We start from the raw sequence: 23,164 nt of genomic DNA on the forward strand, positions 1-23,164 counted from the left end.
ATGTTGTAACCACCGCGGCAACCGCACCTCGCCACGCGCTGGGTACCCACGCGAGGGGACGGCAGCGGACGCGCCACCCGAGGAGAATCAACGGCATGAGCGAGCAGCGCAACACCGAGCTCGGAGACTTCCTGCGCGCCCGCAGGGCGGCGCTGACGCCCGCGGACACCGGGGTTCCGACCTACGGCACCCCGCGCCGCGTCCCCGGGCTGCGGCGGGAAGAGGTCGCGCAGCTCGCCGGCGTGAGCGTGAACTACTACACCCGCATCGAGCAGGGTGAGAGCCACCAGATGTCCGACTCGGTGATGGAGGCCATCGCCAACGCGCTGCGCCTCGACGACAGCGAGCGGATGCACCTGCTGCGCCTGGCCTGGCCCGCCCAGGTGATGCGGCGGGAGGCCGGTCCGGAAATGGTGCGTGACTCGGTTCTCGCGCTGGTCGAGAGCAACATCGACCAGGCGGCGATCATCGTCGGCCGGCGGACCGACCTGCTGGGCGGCAACCGGCTCGGTTTCGCGTTGCTCGGCATCGACCGCGACGCGCGGCCCAACCTGACCAAGCACATGTTCCTCGAGCCCGCCATGCGCGATCTCGTCGTCGATTGGGAGCGCCAGGCCCACAACGCGGCCTCTTACCTGCGGATGACCACCGGCGAGCAAACCGACGACCCGAAGATGGCCGAGCTGATCGGCGAGCTGAGCATCCAGAGCCCCGAGTTCGCGCGGATCTGGCCGTCGCACCCCGTGGCGGAGTGCCTGCACTCGGTGCGCGAGTACGACCACCCGCTCGTCGGGCGGCTCACCCTCAACGAGGAGAGCCTGCGGATGCCCGACGACTCCGGTCAGCGCATCATTTTCTCCGGCGCCGAACCCGGTTCGCCGTCGGCCGAGCGCCTGAAGCTGCTCGACTCGCTGGTGTCCTAGAGTTCGTCGAAGACCAGGACCGTGTGCGTCGAGAGCACGTCCTTCATCGCCTGAAGCCGTTCGAAGACCAGGTCGCGCAGGCTGTCGGCGTCGCTCGTGCGCACGAACAGGATGAGGTCGTTGTCCCCCGAGACGAGCCCGCCGTGCTCGATCTCGGGGATGCTCTTGAGCGCCGCGCTCACGGTGCGCCACGAGTTCTGCGTGACCTTGAGGTAGACGTACGCCGCGAGCCCCTGCCCCATCCGGCGCGGATCGGTCACGGCGGCGTACCCGGTGATCACCCCTTCGCGGTGCAGCCTCTCCACCCGCGTGTAACAGCCCGCTCGCGAAATGTGCACGCGCTCGGCCAGCGCGCGCATCGACGCGCGCCCGTCGGCCTTCAGCTCGGCGATGAGTTTCAGGTCGACCTCGTCCAGGGCCGCCGCCATTCGTCCACCCGGCTCGGACATCCCCGCACCTCCCGAAGCCAATTATCCGGCTCTTCTCGGTCGGATGAGCCATTGTTCCACACTTGCCGTCGATACCTGGAACCCTGATCGGCACGGAGCGAAGATCGGCGTTAGACGTCTTCCCCTGTCCCCCGTCGATCGGAGCTGCCGGTGACCACCACGGAACGCACCGCCGCGTCGTTCTTCCTCCCGAGCGACGAGCCCCTGGGCCTCATCACCGCCGACGGCGCGCCCGTCGCCGACGCCGCCCTGGAGATGCCTGCCGACGACGTGCTGCTGCGCCTGCACCGTGCGATGGTGTCGGGCCGCCGCTTCGACGCGCAGGCCACCGCCCTCACCAAGCAGGGCCGCCTCGCCGTGTACCCGTCCGCGCGCGGCCAGGAGGCCGGCGAGATCGGCTCGATCCTCGCGCTGCGTCCGCAGGACTGGCTCTTCCCGACCTACCGCGACTCGATGGCGGTCGTCGCGCGCGGCGTCGACCCGGTCGAGGTCCTCACGCTGCTGCGCGGCGACTGGCACTGCGGCTACGACCCGTACCGCGCCAACGTCGCGCCCCAGTGCACGCCGCTGGCCACGAACACGCTGCACGCTGTCGGGTTCGCGCACGCCGCCAAGACCAAGGGCGAAGACACCGTCGCGCTCGTGCTGCTCGGCGACGGCGCCACCAGCGAAGGCGACACCCACGAGGCGCTGAACTTCGCGGCCGTGTGGCAGTCGCCGGTGGTGTTCCTGGTGCAGAACAACGGTTACGCCATCAGCGTCCCGCTCTCGAAGCAGACCGCGGCGCCGTCGCTCGCGCACAAGGGCGTGGGCTACGGCATGCCGTCGGTGCTGGTGGACGGCAACGACGCGGCCGCCGTGCACGCCGTGGTGGAGCAGGCCGTCGCGCGCGCCGCTGCGGGTGGCGGGCCGACGTTGATCGAGGCCCTCACCTACCGCATCGAATCGCACACCAACGCCGACGACGCCTCCCGCTACCGCGACCGCGCCGAGGTCGAGACCTGGCTCACCCGCGACCCGATCGCCCGGCTCGAGCGTTACCTCACCGACCGCGGCCTGCTCGACGACTCGGCGCGCGAAGAGATCGCCGCGCGCGCCGAGGCCGAAGCCGCGTCGCTGCGCGAGCGCATGAACGTGGACACCGTGCTCGACCCGGCGGACCTGTTCCGCCACGTGTACGCCGAGCCCACGGCCGCGCTGCGCCGTCAGGCCGAAGACCTCACCGCCGAACTCTCCTTCGGAGCCGAAGAATGACCGTGACGTGCGAGTCCACTTCGGACGCTGACGTCGAACCGGACACCGTCACCATGGCGGGCGCACTCAACCGCGCTCTCGCCGACGCGCTGGCCGAGGACGAGCGCGTGCTCGTGTTCGGGGAGGACGTCGGCACACTCGGCGGCGTCTTCCGCGTCACCGACGGGCTCGCCGCCCGCTTCGGCGAGGCGCGCGTGTTCGACACCCCGCTCGCCGAGTCGGGCATCGTCGGCACGGCCATCGGCATGGCGATGAACGGCCTGCGGCCCGTGGTGGAGATGCAGTTCGACGCGTTCGCCTACCCCGCGTTCGAGCAGATCACCAGCCACCTCGCCAAGCTGCGCAACCGCACACGCGGCGCCGTCGAGCTGCCCATCGTGATCCGGATCCCCTACGGCGGTGGCATCGGCGGCGTCGAGCACCACTGCGACTCCTCCGAGGTCTACTACACGCACACGGCCGGCCTGCGCGTCGTCACGCCGGCTTCACCCGCCGACGCCTACGCGCTGCTGCGCCAGGCGATCGACAGCCCGGACCCGGTGATCTTCCTGGAGCCCGAGCGGCGCTACTGGGAGAAGGAGACGGTGCGGCTGGACCACCGATCGTCCACTCTGGACCGCGCGGTCGTCCGGCGCCCGGGCACCGACGTCACGCTGATCTCCTACGGTGGCGCCCTCGGCACCACGCTCGAAGCCGCCGCGGCGGCCGAGGAAGAGGGCTATAGCGCCGAGGTGATCGACCTGCGCAGCCTCGCGCCGTTCGACCTCGAGACGGTTGCCGCTTCGGTCCGGCGCACCGGGCGTGCGGTCGTGGTGCACGAGGCGAGCCGCTTCTGCGGCTATGGCGCCGAGGTCGCGGCCCAGCTGTCGGAGACGTGCTTCCACCACCTTGAGGCGCCCGTGCTGCGCGTCGGCGGGTTCGACATCCCGTATCCCGCCCCGAACCTGGAGAAGCACCACCTGCCGAACGTCGACCGAGTGCTCGACGCGATCGAGCGGCTGCAGTGGGACGACGCGGCCCCGCTCGCGGGCGGAGGTGCGTGATGGCCGTCTTCAAGCTGCCCGACCTGGGCGAGGGCCTGACGGAGGCCGAGATCGTCGCGTGGCACGTGATGGTGGGCGACACCGTGACCGTCGACCAGACGGTGGTGGAGGTCGAGACAGCCAAGGCGAGTGTCGAGGTGCCGGTGCCCTTCGCGGGGCGCGTCGCGACGCTGCACGGCGCGGCCGGCGACGTGCTGACCGTCGGCAGTCCGCTGATCACGGTGGAGGAGGCGCCGGCGTTTCTCGAGCCTGGAGTGGTGACGCCTACGGGAAGTACTTCCACGGAGGGCAGCGGCAATGTCCTGATCGGGTACGGCACCGGCACGGCTCAGGCGCGGCGAACCCGTCGTGCGCGCGGCACGCGGCGTCCCGAGGCTGCCGTGGTGTCCCCGCCGCGGCCGGTGAACGAGCGCGTGCGCGTGGTATCACCGCTGGTGCGGCAGCTCGCCAAACAGTCCGGTGTGGACATTCACGCGCTCGCCGGTTCGGGTACCGACGGGATCATCAGCCGGGCCGACGTCGAGCGAGCGATCGCGGGGACCGTCGAGCCTGTTGTTCCTGCCGCCGCTGATGAACGCCGGATCCCGTTGCGCGGCGTCCGCAAGACCGTCGCCGACAAGCTCACCCGCTCGCGCCGCGAGATCCCCGAGGCCACGGTGTGGGTCGACGTCGACGCGACGGCCCTGCTCGAAACCCGCGCCGCCCTCAACGCCGACGCCACCGCCCCGAAGATCAGCCTGCTCGCGTTGCTGGCCAAGTTCACCGTCGAAGGCCTTCGGCGTTTCCCCGAGCTCAACGCGCACCTCGACGGCGACGAGATCGTGATCCCCTCGGCCGTGCACCTCGGGTTCGCCGCGCAGACCGACCGCGGCCTCGTGGTCCCCGTCGTGCCCGGTGCGCACGCCCTGTCCGTGGAACAGCTCTCCGGCGCTCTCGCCGAACGCACCGAGCGCGCCCGCTCCGGCTCGCTCGCCCCCGCCGAGCTCACGGGCGGCACGTTCACCATCAACAACTACGGCGTGTTCGGCGTCGACGGTTCCGCCGCCATCATCAACCACCCCGAGGTCGCGATCCTCGGGATCGGCCGCATCATCGACCGTCCGTGGATCGTCGACGGCCAGGTCGTGCCGCGCAAGATCACCGAGCTGACGCTGGCGTTCGACCACCGCGTCTGCGACGGCGGCACGGCGGGCGGGTTCCTGCGGTTCATCGCGGACTGCGTGGAATCACCGCTGCGGCTCCTGCGCGGCCTGTAGCCGTTCCTCAGGCGAACGTGATCTCACCGAACTCGATCTCACTGAGGTCGATCGACACCAGCAACGGCTCCAGGACCGGCTTGCCGTCCTCGCCGACCGGGTGGACGCGACGCTTGGTCGGGACCACGATGCCGTCGACCTCGCGGTACTCCGAGGAGTAGTGCGCCGCGAGGCCGCCGGCGACCACTTCGGCGTCGTAGTCGTGACGGCGGATGAGGCCGTCCGTCGGCGTCGAAGTAGAACGTCTGCACCTTGTCGTGCGTGGTGAGGTCGTCGGGAAACTCCACGCGCAGGCGGCGCCACGTCTCGCCGTCCTCCTGCCACGGGCTCGAGCTCCTCGGCGCGGAAGCCGGGGCGCGTGAGCGTGAATGGCGTGGTCAGGTAGGTCCACATCGCGTAGCCCGCGAAGTACGGCCACCGCCGGATCTCGCGGCACCTCGACCTGACCCGGGTGCGCGTGCTGGGCACCGTCGCGGCGCGCCAACCCGTGCGGCCGAACGCGATCGCCGCCGAGCTGGGGCTGACGGCGTCGGCGACCAGCCGGCACCTGGCCGCGCTGGAGCGGGCCGGGCAGATCGCGGTGGAGCCGGACCCACGCCGTCTGAAGCCGGCCCCATTGCGACTCCAGCGTGTGGCCGGCGAAGGACGCGCGGGTGTTGTCGCGCTCCTCCACGACCTCGCCGGCCTCGTTCTCGATCGCCACGTGCTCACCGCGGAACGCCGTGCGTAGCCCGGGCCCGCCGAACGACCCGCTGGTCAGCGGGCCCGGGCCGGCAGCTACCGAAGGGTCACTCGACGCCGAGCATGACCTCGGTCGGCTTCACCAGCGCGGTCACCGGCTTGCCAACCTCGAGTTCCAGCTCCTCGGTGGCGTCCTTGGTGATCGAGGCGGTGACGGACTGGCCGCCGTCGAGCTGGACCGTGACCACGGTCATGACCGCGCCGGACTTCACGGCCGACACGGTGCCGACGAGCTGGTTGCGGGTTGACAGGCGCATGTGGACAGTCCTTTGTGCGGTGTGTGGAAGTGCGACAACGCCGCCACGGTAACCCTTTTCCTCCGGTTCCGCCGCCGCTCGGATCACCCGTCGAACCGGCCTGCGGCACCACTCATCCCCTTGACCCCGCACTTGCACGCCCACCGCCTCTGCCGAGCAGCACCCGCGCTCCCCGGTGATTTTCACCGCTCGCGTGTCGCGCTAGGTTTACCGGCGTGGAACTGCGCACCCGGGACGCCCGCCGCCTGGCCATCAGTAGCCAGCACCTCGACGGACCGGGAGCACGCGGCGTCGGCGAGGTCCTGAACACGCTGCGGTGCCTGCAACTCGACCCGATCACCGTGGTCGCGCACAGCCACCACCTGGTGCTGCGCAGCCGGTTGCGCACCTACGACCCCGCGGAACTCGACACCCTGCTCTGGGACGAGCGCCGGCTGTTCGAGTACTGGGCACACGCCGCGTCGATCGTGCTCACCGAGGACTACCCGCTGCACCAGGCGCTGATGCGCGGCTACCCGGCCGGGAAGTCGGCGTACGGGCGCCGGGTCGCGGAGTTCCTCCACGGCAACGGCGCCTTGCGCGAGCACGTCCTCGACCGGCTCCGCGACTCCGGCCCCCTGCCGGCCGGCGCGTTCGAGGACCGCTCGGCCGTCGGATGGGTCTCGGGCGGCTGGACGACTGGGCGCAACGTCGAGCGCATGCTCGACGTCCTGTGGTTCCGCGGCGAGATCATGGTCGCGTCGCGAACCGGCGGGAAACGCCTGTGGGACTTGACTTCCCGCTGTCTGCCCGCCGGCCTCGATCGCGCACCCCTGACCGAGACCGAGATCGTCACGCGCTCCGCGGAACACGCGTTGCGCGCCCTCGGCGTCGCGCGGCGAGCCGACATCGAGCAGCACTTCGTCCGCAACCGCTACCCCGGGCTGACGGAGGTGCTGGCGACACTCGTCGAGGCCGGCCGCGTGGTGCCCGTGACTCTGGAGAAGGACCCCACGCCGTGGTACGTCCACGCTGACCGGCTGCCGCTGCTGACAGCCATCACCGCCGGCGACTGGACGCCGCGCACGACGTTGCTCTCGCCGTTCGACAACCTCATCTGCGACCGCGCCCGCGCGCAACGGTTGTGGGACTTCGAGTTCCGCACGGAGATGTATGTGCCGAAGGCCAAGCGCCGCTACGGCTACTACGTGCTGCCCATCCTCCACGGCGACCGTCTGATCGGCCGCGTCGCCCCGCGAGCGGATCGCCGCCGCGGGGTGATCGAACTCGAAGGCGTCTACGCCGAACCCGGCGCCCCGGCCCGCGCGGGTACCGCCGTCCGGCGCGCGATCGCGGAACTCGCGGCGTTCACCGGCACCGAACGCGTCGAGTATTCCGGTGCCGTACCCGAACCGTGGCGGGCGGCGCTGATCAGGAATTGACGTTTTCCTTGCGCGACTTGATCATGCGCACAACACGCGGTCCGTCGTACGGTAAAGCTTAGCTTTGACAAGCATTACCGAGAGAAAGGACCACCCGCCATGTGGGCAACCCCTCACCGTTGCGCTGCTGATCGGCTTCTTCGCCGAACCTGACGCTGGACCGGACGGGGGCCGCGATCGTGTTCCTCGTGCTCGCGGCGGCCACGATCGCCACCACGGTGGTGCTGCGCAGGAACAAAGCCGCCTGAGTCAGGCGCGCACGGGCTTGCCCGGCAACGCGTCGGGCACGATGGAGCCGGCGCGGACCACCGGGGTGCCGTTCACGAACACGTGCTCGATCCCCACCGAGGGCCGCGTTCCGTCCACATAGGACGCCTGGTCGGCGATCCTCGCGGGGTCGAAGACCACCACGTCGGCGTCGCTGCCGGCGCGCAGGCGGCCCTTGCGCCGCAGGGCGGGCACGGCTTCGTCCAGGACCTGCGCCGGCAGCAGCGAGCAGCGCGCGACCGCCTCGGACAACGTCAGCTTTCCGCTTTCGCGGTAGAGCCGGCGGATGGCGCGCGAGAACGTGCCCGCGCCACGCGGATGGCCGAGTGCGCCCGGCGGCAGCGGCCACGTCAGGGGGTCCGGCCGCCCACCTGTCCAGGTCAGCGGCATGGCGTCGCTCGCGATGGCGGTGCCTTCGAAGAGCAGGGCGCGTTCCAGCGCCGGGTCATCCTCGTCGAGGAAGTGCAGCAGCGCGAGCGCGCCCGGCGTGCTCGCACGGACCTCGGCGAGGCGCGCGGCGTCCGCGATGCGCTCCCCCGTGCCGACGAGCACGAGCCAGTCGGGCCGGATGCCTTGGCGCGCCAGGACTTCCGGGGCCAGGAAGGCCGCGCCGATGGCCGTCGAGCCGGCGCCGTAGGGATAGGCTTCGGTCGTCACCTCGGCGCCTTCCATCCGGCAGCGCTCCACGAGCCCGAGCACGCGGTCGACCTGGCGCCCCGACGTGCTGTTCACGTGGCAGTAGTGCAGGTGCACGCCGGTCTGCCCCGCGACGCGCGCGATCTCCTCGGCGCCGTCGACGGGCACGTCCGGGTCGGCTTCCACGAGCGGGCGCGCGTGCGTGAACGCGGGCCGCCCGGCCTCGGCGGCCAGCTCCGCCACGGCGACGAACTCGGCCGGGTCGAGGTGCGGCGCGTAACCGGCGAGCACGCCGATGCCCAGCGCGCCGTCGGCCAGGTCCCGGGACAGGTGCTCGAAGATCCGCGCGTGCTCGGCCGTCGACGCCTCGGCGCGCCACGCGGGCACGCCCAGGTGCGTGAGCACCGTGTCGGGCGGGCCGTCGAGCGGCGCGCCCGCGAGCACAGCCATGCGCGCCAGCGCCCACGACGTCGAGTAGCCGTAGTTGATCGGCCGGCCCTCGGCCGCGGCCCGCGCGTACGCCGCGCCGACCGGTGTGATGCCGGCCTCCAGCTCCAGCGCCGTGGTGACGCCGTCGAGCGCCTGCAGCCGCTGCTCGGGAATCGCCTGGCCGTGGCTGTGCAGATCGACGAACCCCGGCGCGACGACGAGGCCGGTCGCGTCGATCGTCTGCTCGCCGCGAAGCGGTGTTGCGGACACCACACTTACGGTGCCACCGGTGATCCCGACGTCAGCCACCGCGTCGAAGCCGCTCTCCGGGTCGAGCACGCGTCCACCGCTGATCACGAGCGGAAAGCTGTCCTGTGAAGTGGTCACGATTCGCTCCTGGGAGTGGGCGACAGCACGCACAAGGTACTGCTGATTCACCCGGCCGTGGGAATGACCCTCACCCCCGGTTTGTTGACACGTCCGCAGAGCTGAGACTAAATTGCGGACGCGTCATCAAACACCTCTGGATCAAGCCCTGACCAGTGCGACTGACCCGATGACCGCCCCCTCGAACCAGGAAAGTCGGACATGACCAAGATTGCGATCATCCTCGGCAGCACCCGTCCGGGCCGCAACGGCGAAGCCGTGGCGAAGTGGGCCCTCGACATCGCGAAGCAGCGCGGCACCGCCGAGTACGAGCTCCTCGACCTCCTCGACTACGAGCTCCCGCACCTCGACGAGCCGCTGCCGCCGGCCATGGGCCAGTACGCGCAGGCACACACCAAGCGCTGGGCCGAGAAGATCGCCGAGTTCGACGGCTACGTTTTCGTGACCGCGGAGTACAACCACGCCATCCCGGGCCCGCTGAAGAACGCCATCGACTTCCTGGCCGCCGAGTGGAACAACAAGGCTGCCGGCTTCGTCGGTTACGGTTCCGTCGGCGCCGTCCGCGCGGTGGAGCAGCTGCGCCTCGTCCTGAGCAACCTGCAGGTCGCCCACGTGACGAGCCAGGTCGCGCTGTCGCTGTTCACCGACTTCGAGAACATGTCGACGTTCAAGCCGGCCGAGATGCACACCGGCTACCTCAACACCACGCTCGACCAGGTCGAGGCGTGGAGCAAGGCGCTCGCCACCCTTCGCAACGCCTGAGTCCCGTGTTTGACCTCCCCGCAGCCGGGTAGCCGGTGAGCAGCCGACAAGGGAGGCGACACGATGAACGACAAGGCCGAGAACAAGGCGGAAGAGCTCAAGGGCCGAGCCAAGGAGGCCGTCGGCGACGCCACCGGTAACGAGCAGTGGCAAGCCGAAGGCAAGTCGGAGCAGGGTAAGAGCAACTTGAAGCAGGCCGCCGACAAGGTCAAGGACGCCGTGAAGGGCGTCAAGGACTGAGTTCGGGAAAACCCAGGGTCACGTGACCCTGGGTTTTCTCGTGCCCACCGTACTTGCGCATCACGCAGACTTTGCGTGATGCGCAAACTTACGATAGCTTGGGAGCATGACCGAACGACCGAGCCTGCGCGAACGGCGCCGCCAGGAGACGCGCTCCGCGATCTCCTGGGCCGCGATCCGGCTCGCCGTCGAACGCGGTCTGGCGCACGTGACCATCGAGGACATCGCCACCGAGGCCGGCGTTTCGCCGCGCACCGTGAACAACTACTTCTCCAGCAAGGCCGAGGCCATCGCGGCCCGGCACCACGACCGCGCCCAGGGCATCGCCGACCTGCTGCGCACGCGGCCGGCCGACGAACCGCTGTGGACCGCCATCACCGAAGCCGCGCTCGCCCGGTTCGAGGCCGACGGCGCCGACCGCGCCGAGCGCACCCCGGATCCACTGTGGACGCAGGGTGTGCAGCTGATGGTGGCCGAACCCGCGTTGCAGGGCGAGTTCCAGAAGGCCAATGTGGCGGCCGAGATCGCACTCGCGCAGGCGATCGCCGACCGAACCGGCACCGACGTCGACCACGACCTCTACCCCGTGCTCGTCGCCACCGCCGCCGGCGGCGCGATCCGCGCGGCGACGGTCCACTGGCTGCAAGCCGAACCACCCGTTTCCTTCGGCTCGGTGCTGCGCGCCGCTTTGGGCGCGGTAACCGTCTCACTTCCCTGATCTCCCAGCTGTTCCGATCCGCCAAGGAGAAAACCATGCCCGCGATCGACGTGGTGATCGCCGGCGGTGGGCCCAATGGGCTCATGCTGGCGTGCGAACTCAGTCTGGCCGGCGTCCGGCCGATCGTCCTGGAACGGCTCACGGAACGCGGTGAGGAGCAGCGGGCCAATGGGCTCGTCGGCCAGGTCGTGCGGCTGCTGCACCGCCGTGGCCTCTACGATCGGCTCACCGGCCAGGCCGAGCCGGCACCCGCGCCGCAGTACATGTTCGGCGCGTTCCCCCTCGACCTTGCCCGGTTGCCGGTCAATCCCGTTTACATCCTGCCGATACCCCAGCGGGAGCTGGAACGCGCACTCGAGGAACGGGCGATCGAGCTGGGCGTGGGATCCGTCGCGGACACTCGGTGACCGGCTTCGAGCAGGACGGCTCGGTGCGCGTCACCGTCGCCGGCCCCGCCGGCGAGTACACTATGGACACCAGATTTCTGGTCGGCGCCGACGGCGGACGCAGCACCGTCCGCAAGCTCGCCGGCATCGATTTCCCCGGTGTCACAAGAGACAACGTCGTTTCGTACACCGGGCACGCGAGCGTGCCGGACTCCCTGCGCGACCCCGCGACAGGCGGACTGCGCCTCGACGGCGTCGGCGTTGTCCAGCCCTTCCGGCACTTCCGCACGGAGACGGGCCTGTTCGTGTTCGCCCCGTTTCCGAACGCGGCGCCGCTGATCGCTTCGTCCGAACGCGACCGTCCCAAAACACCCGACGAAGTACCGCCGACGCTCGACGAGCTTCGCGCCAGCGTCCGCCGAGTCCTCGGCGTCGATCTGCCGCTCGACACGCCGACCGGCCCCGGGCCGCACCAGCTGCGCCGGGTGTCCAGCGGCAACACGCGGCTGGCGTCGACGTTCCGCGCCGGCCGCGTGCTCCTGGTCGGCGACTCCGCCCACGTGCACTCCGCGATCGGCGGGCCGGGCCTGAACCTGGGGCTGCAGGACGCGGTGAACCTGGCGTGGAAACTCGCCGCCGAGGTCCGCGGCTGGGCACCGGCCGGCCTGCTCGACACCTACGACGCCGAGCGCCGGCCGGTCAGCCGCCGCGTCGTGATGCACACGCAGGCACAAGGCGCGCTGACCGCGCCGGGCCCGGAAGTCACGGCGCTGCGCGAGCTGTTCGGGGAACTCCTCGGCCACCAGGACGTGACCCAGCACCTCGCGGATTTGTTGTCCGGCGCGGACATCCGCTACGGAGACGACCCGCACCCGCTCGTCGGCCGCTGGGCACCGGACCTGCCTTCCGACGCCCTCGCCAAGGCGTACCTCGCGGCGCGGCCGGTCCTGGCCGACCTCACCGCGGACGCCTCGCTCGCCCCCGCCGTGACCGATTTTCAGGACCGCGTCGACACGGTGTCCCTGCCCGTCAGGTCGATCGAAGCGACCGCGTTGCTGATTCGCCCGGACGGCTACGTCGCTTGGGCCTCGTCCGATCCCGAACCGGACGTGGCCGGACTGCGGAAAGCGTTGGTCCGCTGGTTCGGCGCCGTCACCGCAACCGCGTGACGGCCACGTCGACACACGCCGACGCGGCCAGCCGGCCCTCGGGCGTCACCAGGCTGCGCGTGGCCACGGTGAACGCGGTGCGCAGGCCCTTCCGGTGCGTGTCGTCGAGGGTGACCATCTGGTAGTAGCTGTCGTGACAGGTCTGCCAGACCTCGTCGGGCGTGCCGCCGAAGTCGACGACCATCCGGTCCCACGCGACGGGTTCGAAGCCGGCAGGGCCGAGCAGCTCGTCCAGACCTTCGCGCGTGCGGGTCCGGGGGTCGCCGGCCGCCGGCACCCGGCGTTCCTCCGGCACCACGGCGAACAGCGGTCGCGCGACCTTGAGGAAGATCTCCATCGCCTCCCGCCCGCCACCACCGACGCCGATCGCCAGCGTGCCGCCCGGGGCCAGCACGCGCGCGACCTCGGCGACGACCTGCTCGACGTCGGCCATGAGAATCAACGCCATCAACGACACGACCGTATCGAACTCGCCGTCCTCGAACGGCAGCTCCTGCGCCCGCCCTTGGCGCAGATCGGCTTCGGCCAGCTCGGGCCGGCGCCCGGCCGACGCCAGCTGCCCGGGCGAAAGGTCCACGCCCGCCAGCTTCGGCACCCCGCGGCTGCCGAGTTCGGCGAGCAGCGCGCCGTCACCGCAGCCGAGGTCGAGCACGGCCTTGGCTGTGGTGACGCGGTCGGCGAACACCTCGTACACGGTCCGCCCGTCGCCCGTCACACGACCGCGCCCGGCCAGCTCGGACGCGGCGTCCGGGCGGGCGTCGTGGTAGCTGCGCAGGAACTCCTCGGCGGACGTCATGGCGAGACGTTAGCGCGGATCGTCACTCCGCCAGGCGCGTTCGGGCGATGTTGAGCCGCACGGCCGCGGGCAGGATCCCGTCGGCGGTCAGCAGCCCGCGCGTCGCCTCGCTGAACTCGGCGCGCAGTTCGGCGAGCTGCACGTCGTCCAGCGTCGAGGCGGGGTAGAGCGTCTCACAGCACGTGACCCACACTTGTTCCGGCGGTGCGGCGAAATCGACCACGATCTGTTCCCACGCAACGGGTTCGAACCCCACCGGCGCGAGGAACTCGTCGAACCCCTCGGCGCTGCGCGTCCGCCGGTCCCCGTCGATCGGCGGTTTGCGTTCTTCGGGCACCGCATCGAACCTCGGCTTGGCGAGCTCGAAGAACACCCCCGTGGCCCCGACGGCGCCACCCCCGCCCACCACCGCCGCGAACACCCCACGCGGCGCCAGCACCCGCGCCGCCTCCGCCACGACCTGCTCGAGGTCGGCCATGAGCATCAACGTCATGTGCGACACGACGGCGTCGAACGTTTTGTCCGCGAAGGGGAGTTCCTGTGCTCGCCCTTGCTTCAGCTGGGCTGCTCTGAGCTCCGGCCTTTGCGCGGCCAGCTCCAGCTCCCCCGCGGACAGATCGATCCCGGCCAGGCTTTCGGTTCCCTGCCTCGCGAACGTCGCCAGCAGCGCCCCGTCACCACACCCGAGATCCACCACCCTGCGCGCTTTCCCCACCCGCTCGGCGAACACGTCGTAACTCGTGCGCCCATCCCCGACCACCCGCCCGGCCTCGATCAGCACCGACTGCGAATCCGGCTTGCGGTCGTGGTACTCCCGCAGCCACAGCTCCCCCGGTGTCGTCATGCCCCCGACGTTAGCGCGGAAGATCTCGGTGCAGCCTCGTTTCGACGATCCGCATGTTCAGCCCTGCGCGCAATCGGCCGTTCTCCGCGAGTTGGCGGGTTTCTTTCAGGAACGCGGTTTCGAGCCGCTTCAGCTGCGTGGCGTCGAGGGTGTCGACCGGGTAGAACATCTCGCAGCAGCGCGTCCAGACGTCCGCTTCGGGCCCGCCGAAGTCGAGGTCGATCAGGTCCCACGAGACGGGCTCGAAGCCGGCCGCGCCGAGCAGCTCGTCGAGGCCTTCGCGGCGCCGCACGCGCGGATTGCCAGCGATGCGGACTCGGCGCTCTTCGGGAACCTCGTCGAACAGGGGGATCGCCAGCTCGATGAACACCTTCAGCGCTCCCGTGACCGCACCGGCGATGGCCGCGCCGAACACCCCACCCGGTGCCAGCACGCGAGCCGCTTCGGCGATGACCGCTTCGACGTCGGGGAAAAGCATCAGCACCATGTGCGACACGACGGCGTCGAACTCCCCGTCCCCGAACGGCAACTCCTGCACCCGAGCCAGCCGCAGGTCGGCTTTCCCAAGCTCCGGCCGGGCGCGCGCCACGTCGAGATGCGCCGCGGACAGATCAACGCCCGCCAAGACCTCCGCGCCGTTGATCGCGGCCAGCAGCGAACCGTCGCCACAGCCGAGGTCGAGCACGCGCCGTGCACCGGACAACCGCGCGGCGAGGACCTCGTAACTCGTCCGCCCGTCATCGACGACCCGGCACGAATCGATCAGATCGGACATCACATGGGGTTTCCGGTCGTGGTACGCGGCCATGAAGGCTTCGGCGGGTGTCGTCACCCCCGCGACCGTAGCGGGATTTAATCCATCTCTTCGCGTGAACGACAACCAGGTGGTGCTGCGACCGCGATGAAGGCAGCCCCGTTCGGAGTGGCCGGGGCGGACTATTCCGCCAACGCTGCGCTTACCTCGCAGCTGTCAACGACCAACCCCGAATCCTCCAACGAGTGTCCCCACCAGACGACCACAGCAGGATTTGATACATCTCTCCCATGAACGACAACCAGGTGGTCCTGGGCATCGACATCGGCACAACCGCCGTGAAAGTGGCCGCGTTCGGCACAGACGGCCGGGCGCGCGCGGTGCACAGCGTCGCTTACCCGATCACCCGGCCGCGGCCCGGCTGGGCGGAGCAGGACCCCGAGGACTGGTGGCGAGCCACCGTCACCGCGATCAACACCGTGCTCGCCGAACTGCCCGAAATCGTCATACGCGCGGCGGGGATCGTGAGCCAGGTCAACACTCATCTGCTCGTGAAGCAAGACCTGACCCCGCTGACGCCCGCCGTGATCTGGCAGGACCAGCGGTGCGCCGACATCGCGCGGGAGCTGGACACGCGGTTCACCCCCGAGGACAAGGTGCGGATCTGGGGCGGGCCGGTGGCGCTGGACGCGTCGTTCGTCGGGGCGCGGGCGGCGTGGTTCGCCGAGCACGAACCGGACAAGTGGGCCCGGGCGCGGTGGATCCTGAGCCCCAAGGACTTCATCGGCGCGCGCCTCACCGGCCGCGTGGCGACGGACAAGCTGTCGGGCGTCCGGATCGCGGGCGCGCGCGGCTATCTGCCCGAGGCTGTCGCCCTCGTCGACGGGCTGGGTGAGCGGCTGCCGGAGCTGCTGGAGCCCGAAACGCCGCTGGGGCCGGCAAAACAACTCGAAGGCGCGCCCGTCGTCGTGGGGACGATGGACGCGTTCGGCGCGGTTTTCGGAACGCGCACGACCGAGCCGGGCCGCGGCATGATCTCGTGCGGCACGTCGCTGGTCGTCGCGGGTGCGTCGCGTCACCGCGCCACCCAGCAGGGCATCGTGACGTTCCCGCCGCGCGGCGACCTCTACGTCCACGCCGGTCCGACGCAGGCCGCGGGCGAGGCCGTCAGGTGGTGGGCCCAGGCGTCGGGGCAGACCGTGCCCGAGGTGTTCACCACAGCGGCCGACGGTGCGGCCGGGATCGTGTTCACGCCGTACCTTCAGGGCGAACGCGCACCGCTGTGGGACGCCGACGTGCGCGGCAGCTTCCTCGGGCTGAGTTCGTCGGCGACCCGGGCGGACCTCTCGCGCGCAGTGCTGACGGGCGTCGCGTTCTCTGCGCGGCACGTGCTGGAGCAGGTGGAGCAGGCGTGCGGCTTCCGGCTGCCGACCCTCACGTTCTCCGGCGGCGGCGCGCGCAGCGACCTGTGGACGCAGCTGCACGCCGACGTGCTCGGCCGCCCCATCGAACGCCTCCGTGTGCACGACAGCGCCGCGCTCGGGGCCGCGCTGCTGGGGGCCGTCGGCGTGGGACTGCAGCCGGACGTCGAGACGGCGGCCGCCGCGACCGTCGCCGTGGAGCGCGTGTTCGAGCCGCAGACGGACGTGACGCGGCTGTACGAGGCGTACCGCGCTTCGTACGAGGGGCTCGCGAAGGTGCACGAACTGCTGCGGTGAACCAGCACCACACCGCGTCCGTGTCCTCCGGCATGGACGAAGAACAGCCGGCCCCGGACTACGACGTGCTCGCCGCGATCATCGGCTTCCCGCCCCGCGACCCTGATGTAATGGAGGAATGAGGACGATCCGCTACGGCGGCGAACCCAGCCAGTTCGTCGAGCTGCACGGCGACCACCCCGTGCGCGGCACGGCTTTCCTGCTTCACGGCGGCTGGTGGCGCGCCCAGCGCGACCTGCACCTGATGGACGCGCTCGCCGCCGACCTCGTCGCCGCCGGCTGGCTCGTCGCGAACCTCGAGTACCGCCGCATCGACGGCGACACCGGCGGCTGGCCCCAGACCCTCGACGACGTCCTCGCCGCCATGGCCGCGGTGCCCGTCGCCGAAGACCTGCCGACGATCGCGGTCGGCCACTCCGCCGGCGGCCACCTCGCCCTCCTCGCCGCTGCGTCCGTGAAACCGTCCGCCGTCATCGGCCTCGCCCCCGTCACCGACGTCCCGCGCAGCGCCGCCGAAGGCCTCGGCGAGGGCGCCGCCAGCCTGTTCCTGCCGTCCCCCGACCCGGCCGCCTCGCCCCTCACGTGCCTGCCGATCGGGGTGCCCCAGCTGATCCTCCACGGCGACGCCGACGTCCGCGTCCCCATCGACCACAGCCGCGTCTACGCCGAAGCCGCCCGTGCCGCGGGCGACGACGTCACCTTCACCGAACTCCCCGGCGTGGACCACTTCCGCGTGATCGATCCCGCCGACGACCCCTTGCAGCACGCCCGCACCTGGCTCACCACCCGCTTCGACTGAGCGGCGGAAAAATCGGTGGGCACGGCGACGCCCCACCGCTATCGTTCCGGGGACCGTGACTCGACACCGGGAGGTGAGACCCATGAACGCTGTTTCGATGTGGGTGCTCCCCTCGTCGTCACGGTCGGGCGACTGACGTAGGGGTTGCCGGGAGCGCCTTGATCAGGCACTCCCGAAAGGTGACCACCATGAACACTCTGCGCTTCACCGCGGGCGAACCCGCGGTGGAGATCACCCACGTCGCGCCGAGGCTGTGGCACGCGCTGGACGACGACCGGGTGACCGGCCGCGCCGAGGCCACCACGCGCCCCGACGGGCGGGTCTTCCTCAGCGTCGACGCCTGGCACCGCTCGGTTTTCGACCAGCTCGTCCGCACGATGCTCGAGACCCTGCCGGAACCGCTCCACACGGTGGTCGACGAAACCGACCACGAACTGCTGGCCGCCTGGCGCCAGGCCGGCCTGACGATCCGGCGGCGCGAGTGGGAGTACGTCGTGCCCACCGATCCGCGCGTCACCGGGCCGGCGCTGCCCCCACCGGGCGTCACCCTCGTGCCCGCCGGGACCGCCGAAGACGGCCTGCTACACGAGGTGGACCGCGCCGTCCGAGCCGAGGTCGAAGCGCGCGTCGGCTGGCAGGAAATGCCGGCCGAGGTGCTGGTCCGGCCCGGCGACACCATCATCGACCCGGCGAAGTACGCCGCTGCGGCCGAAGAAGGCGAGTACGTGGGGCTGGTCCGCGTGGTCCAGGTGACGCGGCTGCCCCGCATCGGGTTGGTCGCCGTCCGCGCCTCTCGACAGCGTCGCGGCATCGCCCGCGCGCTGCTGGTCCACTCGCTCGGCGTCCTGCACGAGGCGGGGATCGAAAGGGCGTCGGCCGAGGTGAACGAGGCCAACGAAGCGGCGACGGCGTTGTTCGAGGGCCTCGGCGCCCGGCGGGCCAACAGCACCCTGGAGCTGGTGCGCCATGGCCGGTAAGGACGGGATCGAAGTCGAGGGAACCGTGGTGGAGTGCCTGCGCGACGCCCGGTTCAAGGTCGAGCTGTCGAACGGGCACCACGTACTCGCCCACATCAGCGGCAAGATCAGGAAGAATTTCATCAAGATCGTGCCCTACGATCGGGTCCTGGTGGAGCTGAGCCCGTACGACCTGAGCCGGGGCCGGATCCTGTTCAGGTACCGGAACTAGCGCCGGTTCCCGTCGGCGGGCGGGCGCACCTGCCTGCGCCGCCCGCCACGGGACCGTCCGAAGTGGACCCCCACTCCCGGTTTGCCCGAACACACCACCTGCCGGGGCAGGAAGCGCCCGAAGGTCAGACGTTCGCTTCCACGAACTGGTGGCCCTCGGTATTCTCGACCACGATCGAAGCGACCTGAGAGGGGTCGACGAGGGCGGAACCGTTGAGGTCCGCACCGTCGTGGACAGCCTTCTGGGACACGAGCCAGCCACCGGCGATTTCGCGGTCGCCGTTCTTGCTGACCACGATCAGGCGGCACTTCTCGCCCGCCGGAATGCCCGTCACGGCCGCCTCGACGCGAACCCAGCCGGCGGCCGGGACGATGCTCGCGGTGAGCCGCGTTTCGCCCGAGGTGCCGCTGAGGAACTTGGTGCCGGGCACGGTGCTCGACGCGGTCGACGGCACCGGCGCGGGTGGCGGTGGAACGGCGACGGCCGGGCCCGCGGGCGAACCCGCCTTCCCCACCACGACACCGACGCCCATCGCGGCGGCGGCGACCACGACGGCGGCCGTTGCGGCCAGGAACCGGCCACGCCCGGCCGAGCTGCGCGCTTCCGAACGCACCTGGCGCAGCGTGCGCTGCAGCAGCAGGTCGCCGCCCTCGGGCGGGCCGTCGAGCAGCGCTTCGGGCGGCACTTCGCCCAGGAACTCCTGCATCTCGCGCAGCGACTCGACCTCCGCGCGGCAGTCCGCGCAGCCGGCGAGGTGCGTCTCGATCGTCTGCTTCTCCTGCGAGGAGACGTCACCGGCGACGTAGCCGGCGAGGTCCGCGTGATCGGGGAAGTCGCTGAACCCACTCATCTACGCCGCCCCCACCCGCTGATCCGCGAACTTCTCCCGCAATGCCCGTAAACCGTAGTACGAGCGGGATTTCACCGTGCCCGCCGGGATTCCCAGCTGCTCGGCGGCCTCGGTCACCGTACGACCGTGCAGGTACATCTGTTCCAGGACTTCGCGGTGCTCGGGCGAGAGGCCCTCGAGCGCCGACAGGACCACCATCGAGTCCACGACGTGGTCGGCGTGGTCGTGCTCCACCGGCACGGTCGTGGGCGACTCCGCGACCTCCGCCGGGCGCGCGTCACGCGCGCGGACCTTGTCGATCACCAGGTTGCGGACGACGGTCAGCAGCCAGCCGCGCACGGAACCCTTGCCGTTGACGAGGCTGTCCGGGTTGCGCCAGGCGCGCACCAGGGCCTCCTGCACCACGTCCTCGGCGGCCGCGCGGTCGTTGAGGAGTCTCGTGGCGTAGGCGAGCATCGCCTTTCCGTGTTCCTCGAACAACGAGCGGACGAGCGCCTCGTCGGCCACCTGCTGGCGGTGACGAGTCCTCAACCCGGCCATTCCGGACCACCCTCCCCGAACCGGCAAGATCACCCTTGCCCTGCTGCGCAGAACTGTAGGACAGCACCCGAGGCCGTCCGCACGAGGTGCGCGATCGGCGACCACCACCCACAGTGGCCGCTTCGCACCCCGCGACAGTCAACCCTTCCCCTGAACGGACGATTGCCATCACCGGGGGCAACCGACACCTTCGGCCACGGACGGTGCCCGTTCGTCCCCCTCGGACCCGGTTTGAGCGCTCTCGCCGACCTCACCACCACGCTCGGTGACGAAGACGTCCCGCACGTCCGGCCGGGCCCGGCCGCCGCACTCAGCCGATCGGACCACTCACCGGGACGAGTGTCACCGTGGCCGTTTTGCCGCCTTGACCGGCGACCGTGACGCGCAGTTTGTCGCCCGGATGGTGGGTGTCCATGAGCGCGATCAGCGCCGTCGCCGAGGTGACCGGTTTGTCGTCGATGCCCACCACGAGCAGGTTCGCCTTCAGGCCCAGCTTGGCCGCCGGCCCGCCCGCGACCACGGACTTGATGAGCGCGCCGGTGCCGTTGCCGCCGTCGACCACGGTGAGGCCGACGAACGCGCTGGGTCCGATGTGGATGGTCTCCGACGACTGACCCGCCAGGATGTGGTGCGCGATGTCGGTGGCCGTGGCGATGGGGATCGCGAAGCCCTCGTGCGGACGCAGGCCCTCGTCGAACACGTAGCCGGCGTTCGCGGCCGTGTCGACGCCGATCACGCGGCCCTGCTCATCGGCCAACGGCCCGCCGGAGTCGCCCGACTGGATGTCGGCGTCGACCTGCAGCAGGCCGGTGAGCGTCTCAGTGGCGCCGGTGATCTCGTCCGCCGCCGTGACCTGCCGCCCGAGCGCCGTGACCTTCCCCGGCGACGCACTCGGCGGCCCACCCAGGCCGCCCGCGTTGCCGATCGCCACCACCCCGTCGCCGATCTTCACCGCGCCGGACTCGCCCAGCGACGCCGTGACCAGGCCGGACGCGTCTTTCAGCTTGAGCAGGGCGATGTCGTGGCTGCGGTCGTAACCCAGCACGGTGGCGTCGTAGCCGCGGCCGTTGCCGACGTCGGTCACGTGCATCGAGGTGGCGCCCTCGACCACGTGGTTATTGGTGAGCACCAGGCCGTCGTCGCTCAGCACGATGCCCGTGCCCGCCGCGCCGCCGCCCTCGAGCCCCAGCTCCACATCGATGTCCACCACGGCGGGGCTGACCTTCGCGACCACCGACGCGACGTCGAACGCCGGCTGCGCCCGCACCTGCGCCACCGGCGGCGCAGGCGGCGTCTTCGGCCCCCACGCGTAGTGCCCGACGGCGACGCCGACGAGCGCCAGCAGCACCACCAGTCCGAGTGAGATCAGCACGGCACGCAGGGGCCGCTTGCGCTTCGGCGGCTCCTGGGGGTTCTGCGGCGGCGCCGGGACCTGCGGGAGTGCCTCTTGCTGCTGGTGCGCCCACGGCGCATCGAGGGGGGCGTCGGTGTTCTGGCTCATCTTCGGTTCCCTGCCGCTCGCATCGGACAGCACACGTGCATTGTTCACACCGCCTCGATCGGGGAACAGTACTGGCAGGCCCGCCGGGGTGTGGGTTACGTTCGAAGTGATCTTCCCAGCCTGCTCCTCTCACCAGGTCGGCACACGCCGGCGGCTGTGCACTGGGATCACCGCCTCCGGCGCCCGACCGCCCGGCCGTCGGGAGTGCGGTGTGTTCACCGCTCTCCCGACGGCCCTGGTCCGCAGCGCCCATTGCGTCCTTTGTGGACACTTTCGCCGATCCGCTGAATCCGCGGGTCTGGTGCCTCCTCGGGTGCGGACGTAACGTCCGAAGCGAGACCGAGGAGAGGTGGGTCATGCCCGAACACTTCAAGATGCTCATCGGCGGTCACGCCGCCGACGCGATCAGCGGCAAGACGTTCGAATCCCGCAACCCCTACACCGGCGAACCCTGGGCCGTGCTCCCCGACGGCGGACCCGAGGACGTCGACGCCGCCGTGCGCGCGGCCCGCGCCGCCCTCGACGGCGAGTGGGGCTCCGCGACGGGCTTCACCCGGGCCGCGCTGCTGCGCCGGCTGGGTGACCTGATCGGCGAGAACGCCGAACGGCTGGCCCGCCTCGAGGTCAACGACTCCGGCAAGCTCCTGCGCGAGATGCTCGGCCAGCTCACCGCCCTGGGCGGCTGGTACCACTACTTCGCGGGCCTGGCGGACAAGATCGAGGGGCGGCAGATCCCGTCGCCCAACCCGAACTACCTCGTGTACACGAAGCGTGAGCCGGTGGGGGTGGTCGCGGCGATCACTCCGTGGAACTCGCCGTTGTTGTTGCTGACGTGGAAGCTGGCGCCGGCACTGGCCGCTGGCTGCACCGTCGTGGTGAAGCCTTCGGAGCACGCGCCGGTGTCGACACTGGGGTTCGCTGCCTTGGTCACGGAGGCCGGTTTTCCACCCGGGGTGGTGAATGTCGTCACGGGTCTTTCGCGCGAGACGGGTGCCTCCCTGGCCGGCCACCCCGGCGTGGACAAGGTCGCGTTCACGGGATCGACGGCGACGGGCCGGGCGGTTGCCCGGGCGGCGGCCGAGAACCTGGTGAAGGTGACCTTGGAGCTGGGCGGGAAATCGCCTCAGGTCGTGTTCGCCGACGCGGACCTGGAGGCGGCTGCGAACGGGATCGTGGCGGGCGTTTTCGCGGCCACCGGGCAGACGTGCATGGCAGGCTCGCGGTTGATCGTGCACGCGGATGTCCACGACGAGCTGGTGCGGTTGGTGGCCCGGCGCGCCGCCGCGATTCGGCTGGGCGATCCGACGGCGGCGGAGACCGAGATGGGGCCGGTGGCCAATGAGCCGCAGTACGAGAAGGTTTTGTCGTACTTGGAAACCGCGCGAGCCGAGGGGGCGACGGTCGCGTACGGGGGTGTCGCGGATCCCGGCTTGGGCGGGTTGTTCGTGCAGCCGACGGTGCTGATCGGGGTCACACCCGAGTCGACGGTTTACCGGGAAGAGGTGTTCGGGCCCGTTTTGGCGGCATTGACGTTCACCGATGAGGACGAGGCGGTGAAGCTGGCCAACGACACGCCGTACGGGTTGGCGGGGGCGGTGTGGACCAAGGACGTGCACCGGGCGCATCGGGTCGCGGGGCGGATCCGGGCCGGGACGGTGTGGGTCAACGCCTACCGGGTGGTGGCTCCGTCGGTTCCGTTCGGGGGCTTCAAGAACTCCGGGCTGGGGCGGGAGAACGGGGTTCACGCGGTGGACGAGTACCTGGAGGAGAAGGCGGTCTGGGTGGAGCTGACCGGAGGGACGCGAGACCCGTTCACGCTCGGCTGAGTCCATTGTA

At 70.7% G+C, this 23,164-nt stretch carries 26 protein-coding genes and 1 pseudogene; 17 read left to right on the forward strand and 10 right to left on the reverse strand.

All coding sequences use genetic code 11. The features are described 5' to 3' along the window. The first annotated feature begins 95 nt into the window (after positions 1 to 95). Positions 96 to 923 carry a helix-turn-helix transcriptional regulator gene (locus AB0M56_RS28660; protein ID WP_364181267.1) on the forward strand — a complete coding sequence of 276 codons (828 nt, stop codon included), beginning with the start codon at positions 96 to 98 and terminating at the stop codon, positions 921 to 923. On the opposite strand, the gene AB0M56_RS28665 is transcribed toward AB0M56_RS28660, so the two are convergent. Beyond that, positions 920 to 1,372 (reverse strand): Lrp/AsnC family transcriptional regulator, encoded by a 453-nt coding sequence (locus AB0M56_RS28665; protein ID WP_255638377.1) that lies wholly within the window; start codon positions 1,370 to 1,372, stop codon positions 920 to 922. The genes AB0M56_RS28660 and AB0M56_RS28665 overlap by 4 nt on opposite strands. 150 nt (positions 1,373 to 1,522) lie before the next feature. On the opposite strand from AB0M56_RS28665, the gene pdhA reads away from it, so the two are divergent. From pdhA to AB0M56_RS28680, 3 genes are read left to right on the forward strand one after another with little or no spacing between them, the layout of a single operon-like run. Beyond that, on the forward strand, positions 1,523 to 2,626 hold the full coding sequence (gene pdhA, locus AB0M56_RS28670) for a pyruvate dehydrogenase (acetyl-transferring) E1 component subunit alpha (protein ID WP_364181271.1): 1,104 nt from the start codon (positions 1,523 to 1,525) through the stop codon (positions 2,624 to 2,626). After that, positions 2,623 to 3,669, forward strand: a complete 1,047-nt coding sequence (locus AB0M56_RS28675) for an alpha-ketoacid dehydrogenase subunit beta (RefSeq protein WP_364181273.1) — start codon at positions 2,623 to 2,625, stop codon at positions 3,667 to 3,669. The genes pdhA and AB0M56_RS28675 overlap by 4 nt, the downstream gene beginning before the upstream one ends. Continuing rightward, entirely contained in the window at positions 3,669 to 4,925 is a 1,257-nt protein-coding gene (locus AB0M56_RS28680) for a dihydrolipoamide acetyltransferase family protein (RefSeq protein ID WP_364181276.1), read from the forward strand. The genes AB0M56_RS28675 and AB0M56_RS28680 overlap by 1 nt, the downstream gene beginning before the upstream one ends. Before the next feature lie 7 nt (positions 4,926 to 4,932). Here the strand turns inward: AB0M56_RS28680 and AB0M56_RS28685 are convergent, their stop codons facing one another. Then, positions 4,933 to 5,112 carry a hypothetical protein gene (locus AB0M56_RS28685; protein ID WP_364181278.1) on the reverse strand — a complete coding sequence of 60 codons (180 nt, stop codon included), beginning with the start codon at positions 5,110 to 5,112 and terminating at the stop codon, positions 4,933 to 4,935. A 255-nt stretch (positions 5,113 to 5,367) separates the two neighbouring features. Here AB0M56_RS28685 and AB0M56_RS28690 point away from each other — a divergent pair, with 255 nt between their 5' ends. Continuing rightward, complete coding sequence (locus AB0M56_RS28690; RefSeq protein ID WP_364181428.1) at positions 5,368 to 5,655, forward strand: MarR family transcriptional regulator; 288 nt, start codon at positions 5,368 to 5,370, stop codon at positions 5,653 to 5,655. A gap of 58 nt (positions 5,656 to 5,713) precedes the next feature. On the opposite strand, the gene AB0M56_RS28695 is transcribed toward AB0M56_RS28690, so the two are convergent. Continuing rightward, complete coding sequence (locus AB0M56_RS28695) at positions 5,714 to 5,923, reverse strand: TOBE domain-containing protein (RefSeq protein WP_364181281.1); 210 nt, start codon at positions 5,921 to 5,923, stop codon at positions 5,714 to 5,716. A gap of 215 nt (positions 5,924 to 6,138) precedes the next feature. On the opposite strand from AB0M56_RS28695, the gene AB0M56_RS28700 reads away from it, so the two are divergent. Then, the gene (locus AB0M56_RS28700) at positions 6,139 to 7,344 is read left to right on the forward strand and encodes a crosslink repair DNA glycosylase YcaQ family protein (protein WP_364181284.1); all 1,206 of its coding nucleotides are present in this window, start codon (positions 6,139 to 6,141) and stop codon (positions 7,342 to 7,344) included. A 249-nt stretch (positions 7,345 to 7,593) separates the two neighbouring features. Here AB0M56_RS28700 and AB0M56_RS28705 read toward each other — a convergent pair whose 3' ends face one another. Then, positions 7,594 to 9,096 (reverse strand): amidohydrolase family protein, encoded by a 1,503-nt coding sequence (locus AB0M56_RS28705; RefSeq protein ID WP_364181287.1) that lies wholly within the window; start codon positions 9,094 to 9,096, stop codon positions 7,594 to 7,596. 168 nt (positions 9,097 to 9,264) lie between these two features. Between AB0M56_RS28705 and AB0M56_RS28710 the strand changes: the two genes are divergently transcribed. From AB0M56_RS28710 to AB0M56_RS28730, 5 genes and pseudogenes are all read left to right on the forward strand, one after another. Then, positions 9,265 to 9,825: an NAD(P)H-dependent oxidoreductase gene (locus AB0M56_RS28710; protein ID WP_364181290.1), complete on the forward strand. Its 561-nt coding sequence runs from the start codon at positions 9,265 to 9,267 to the stop codon at positions 9,823 to 9,825. Positions 9,826 to 9,888: 63 nt separating this feature from the next. Continuing rightward, entirely contained in the window at positions 9,889 to 10,065 is a 177-nt protein-coding gene (locus tag AB0M56_RS28715; protein WP_364181293.1) for a CsbD family protein, read from the forward strand. Positions 10,066 to 10,171: 106 nt separating this feature from the next. Then, positions 10,172 to 10,783 (forward strand): TetR family transcriptional regulator, encoded by a 612-nt coding sequence (locus AB0M56_RS28720; protein WP_364181296.1) that lies wholly within the window; start codon positions 10,172 to 10,174, stop codon positions 10,781 to 10,783. A gap of 83 nt (positions 10,784 to 10,866) precedes the next feature. After that, positions 10,867 to 11,831: pseudogene (locus tag AB0M56_RS28725) on the forward strand (FAD-dependent monooxygenase); the annotation flags it as partial. Between the two features lie 54 nt (positions 11,832 to 11,885). After that, a complete protein-coding gene (locus AB0M56_RS28730) occupies positions 11,886 to 12,338 on the forward strand; it encodes a hypothetical protein (RefSeq protein WP_364181431.1) in 453 nt (150 codons plus the stop codon). On the opposite strand, the gene AB0M56_RS28735 is transcribed toward AB0M56_RS28730, so the two are convergent. The 3 genes from AB0M56_RS28735 to AB0M56_RS28745 are packed head-to-tail and all read right to left on the reverse strand — an operon-like array spanning position 12,322 to position 14,858. Next, a complete protein-coding gene (locus AB0M56_RS28735; RefSeq protein ID WP_364181299.1) occupies positions 12,322 to 13,134 on the reverse strand; it encodes a class I SAM-dependent methyltransferase in 813 nt (270 codons plus the stop codon). The two genes, AB0M56_RS28730 and AB0M56_RS28735, sit on opposite strands and share 17 nt — an antisense overlap. A gap of 22 nt (positions 13,135 to 13,156) precedes the next feature. After that, positions 13,157 to 13,978: a class I SAM-dependent methyltransferase gene (locus AB0M56_RS28740; protein WP_364181302.1), complete on the reverse strand. Its 822-nt coding sequence runs from the start codon at positions 13,976 to 13,978 to the stop codon at positions 13,157 to 13,159. A 10-nt stretch (positions 13,979 to 13,988) separates the two neighbouring features. Continuing rightward, positions 13,989 to 14,858 carry a class I SAM-dependent methyltransferase gene (locus tag AB0M56_RS28745; protein ID WP_364181305.1) on the reverse strand — a complete coding sequence of 290 codons (870 nt, stop codon included), beginning with the start codon at positions 14,856 to 14,858 and terminating at the stop codon, positions 13,989 to 13,991. A gap of 164 nt (positions 14,859 to 15,022) precedes the next feature. On the opposite strand from AB0M56_RS28745, the gene AB0M56_RS28750 reads away from it, so the two are divergent. The 5 genes from AB0M56_RS28750 to infA all read left to right on the forward strand — a co-directional run bounded on the left by AB0M56_RS28750 (position 15,023) and on the right by infA (position 18,437). Further along, positions 15,023 to 16,450, forward strand: coding sequence for an FGGY-family carbohydrate kinase (locus AB0M56_RS28750; RefSeq protein ID WP_364181308.1), 1,428 nt, complete (start codon positions 15,023 to 15,025; stop codon positions 16,448 to 16,450). Then, on the forward strand, positions 16,447 to 16,572 hold the full coding sequence (locus AB0M56_RS28755) for a hypothetical protein (protein ID WP_364181311.1): 126 nt from the start codon (positions 16,447 to 16,449) through the stop codon (positions 16,570 to 16,572). Before AB0M56_RS28750 ends, AB0M56_RS28755 begins: the two co-directional genes overlap by 4 nt. Then, positions 16,569 to 17,249 (forward strand): alpha/beta hydrolase, encoded by a 681-nt coding sequence (locus AB0M56_RS28760; protein WP_364181314.1) that lies wholly within the window; start codon positions 16,569 to 16,571, stop codon positions 17,247 to 17,249. The genes AB0M56_RS28755 and AB0M56_RS28760 overlap by 4 nt, the downstream gene beginning before the upstream one ends. Positions 17,250 to 17,437: 188 nt before the next feature. Continuing rightward, positions 17,438 to 18,226: a GNAT family N-acetyltransferase gene (locus AB0M56_RS28765; RefSeq protein WP_364181317.1), complete on the forward strand. Its 789-nt coding sequence runs from the start codon at positions 17,438 to 17,440 to the stop codon at positions 18,224 to 18,226. Further along, on the forward strand, positions 18,216 to 18,437 hold the full coding sequence (gene infA / locus AB0M56_RS28770; protein ID WP_364181320.1) for a translation initiation factor IF-1: 222 nt from the start codon (positions 18,216 to 18,218) through the stop codon (positions 18,435 to 18,437). The genes AB0M56_RS28765 and infA overlap by 11 nt, the downstream gene beginning before the upstream one ends. Before the next feature lie 124 nt (positions 18,438 to 18,561). Here infA and AB0M56_RS28775 read toward each other — a convergent pair whose 3' ends face one another. From AB0M56_RS28775 to AB0M56_RS28785, 3 genes are all read right to left on the reverse strand, one after another. After that, positions 18,562 to 19,287: a zf-HC2 domain-containing protein gene (locus tag AB0M56_RS28775; RefSeq protein ID WP_364181322.1), complete on the reverse strand. Its 726-nt coding sequence runs from the start codon at positions 19,285 to 19,287 to the stop codon at positions 18,562 to 18,564. Next, complete coding sequence (locus tag AB0M56_RS28780) at positions 19,288 to 19,827, reverse strand: sigma-70 family RNA polymerase sigma factor (RefSeq protein ID WP_220243543.1); 540 nt, start codon at positions 19,825 to 19,827, stop codon at positions 19,288 to 19,290. A 310-nt stretch (positions 19,828 to 20,137) separates the two neighbouring features. Next, the gene (locus AB0M56_RS28785; protein WP_364181324.1) at positions 20,138 to 21,328 is read right to left on the reverse strand and encodes a S1C family serine protease; all 1,191 of its coding nucleotides are present in this window, start codon (positions 21,326 to 21,328) and stop codon (positions 20,138 to 20,140) included. A gap of 356 nt (positions 21,329 to 21,684) precedes the next feature. Between AB0M56_RS28785 and AB0M56_RS28790 the strand changes: the two genes are divergently transcribed. Continuing rightward, positions 21,685 to 23,154: an aldehyde dehydrogenase gene (locus tag AB0M56_RS28790; protein WP_364181327.1), complete on the forward strand. Its 1,470-nt coding sequence runs from the start codon at positions 21,685 to 21,687 to the stop codon at positions 23,152 to 23,154. Positions 23,155 to 23,164 lie beyond the last annotated feature (10 nt).

Source organism: Amycolatopsis sp. NPDC051372 (assembly GCF_040682095.1).
GTDB lineage: Bacteria > Actinomycetota > Actinomycetes > Mycobacteriales > Pseudonocardiaceae > Amycolatopsis.

Excerpts from the sequence above, each read along its gene's own strand:
- AB0M56_RS28660 (WP_364181267.1), top strand. The coding sequence starts at position 96 with ATGAGCGAGCAGCGCAACACCGAGCTCGGAGACTTCCTGCGCGCCCGC.
- AB0M56_RS28665 (WP_255638377.1), bottom strand. The coding sequence starts at position 1,372 with ATGTCCGAGCCGGGTGGACGAATGGCGGCGGCCCTGGACGAGGTCGAC.
- AB0M56_RS28675 (WP_364181273.1), top strand. The coding sequence starts at position 2,623 with ATGACCGTGACGTGCGAGTCCACTTCGGACGCTGACGTCGAACCGGAC.
- AB0M56_RS28680 (WP_364181276.1), top strand. The coding sequence starts at position 3,669 with ATGGCCGTCTTCAAGCTGCCCGACCTGGGCGAGGGCCTGACGGAGGCC.
- AB0M56_RS28695 (WP_364181281.1), bottom strand. The coding sequence starts at position 5,923 with ATGCGCCTGTCAACCCGCAACCAGCTCGTCGGCACCGTGTCGGCCGTG.
- AB0M56_RS28710 (WP_364181290.1), top strand. The coding sequence starts at position 9,265 with ATGACCAAGATTGCGATCATCCTCGGCAGCACCCGTCCGGGCCGCAAC.
- AB0M56_RS28715 (WP_364181293.1), top strand. The coding sequence starts at position 9,889 with ATGAACGACAAGGCCGAGAACAAGGCGGAAGAGCTCAAGGGCCGAGCC.
- AB0M56_RS28720 (WP_364181296.1), top strand. The coding sequence starts at position 10,172 with ATGACCGAACGACCGAGCCTGCGCGAACGGCGCCGCCAGGAGACGCGC.
- AB0M56_RS28730 (WP_364181431.1), top strand. The coding sequence starts at position 11,886 with ATGCACACGCAGGCACAAGGCGCGCTGACCGCGCCGGGCCCGGAAGTC.
- AB0M56_RS28735 (WP_364181299.1), bottom strand. The coding sequence starts at position 13,134 with ATGACGTCCGCCGAGGAGTTCCTGCGCAGCTACCACGACGCCCGCCCG.
- AB0M56_RS28740 (WP_364181302.1), bottom strand. The coding sequence starts at position 13,978 with ATGACGACACCGGGGGAGCTGTGGCTGCGGGAGTACCACGACCGCAAG.
- AB0M56_RS28750 (WP_364181308.1), top strand. The coding sequence starts at position 15,023 with ATGAACGACAACCAGGTGGTCCTGGGCATCGACATCGGCACAACCGCC.
- AB0M56_RS28760 (WP_364181314.1), top strand. The coding sequence starts at position 16,569 with ATGAGGACGATCCGCTACGGCGGCGAACCCAGCCAGTTCGTCGAGCTG.
- AB0M56_RS28765 (WP_364181317.1), top strand. The coding sequence starts at position 17,438 with ATGAACACTCTGCGCTTCACCGCGGGCGAACCCGCGGTGGAGATCACC.
- infA (WP_364181320.1), top strand. The coding sequence starts at position 18,216 with ATGGCCGGTAAGGACGGGATCGAAGTCGAGGGAACCGTGGTGGAGTGC.
- AB0M56_RS28775 (WP_364181322.1), bottom strand. The coding sequence starts at position 19,287 with ATGAGTGGGTTCAGCGACTTCCCCGATCACGCGGACCTCGCCGGCTAC.
- AB0M56_RS28780 (WP_220243543.1), bottom strand. The coding sequence starts at position 19,827 with ATGGCCGGGTTGAGGACTCGTCACCGCCAGCAGGTGGCCGACGAGGCG.
- AB0M56_RS28785 (WP_364181324.1), bottom strand. The coding sequence starts at position 21,328 with ATGAGCCAGAACACCGACGCCCCCCTCGATGCGCCGTGGGCGCACCAG.
- AB0M56_RS28790 (WP_364181327.1), top strand. The coding sequence starts at position 21,685 with ATGCCCGAACACTTCAAGATGCTCATCGGCGGTCACGCCGCCGACGCG.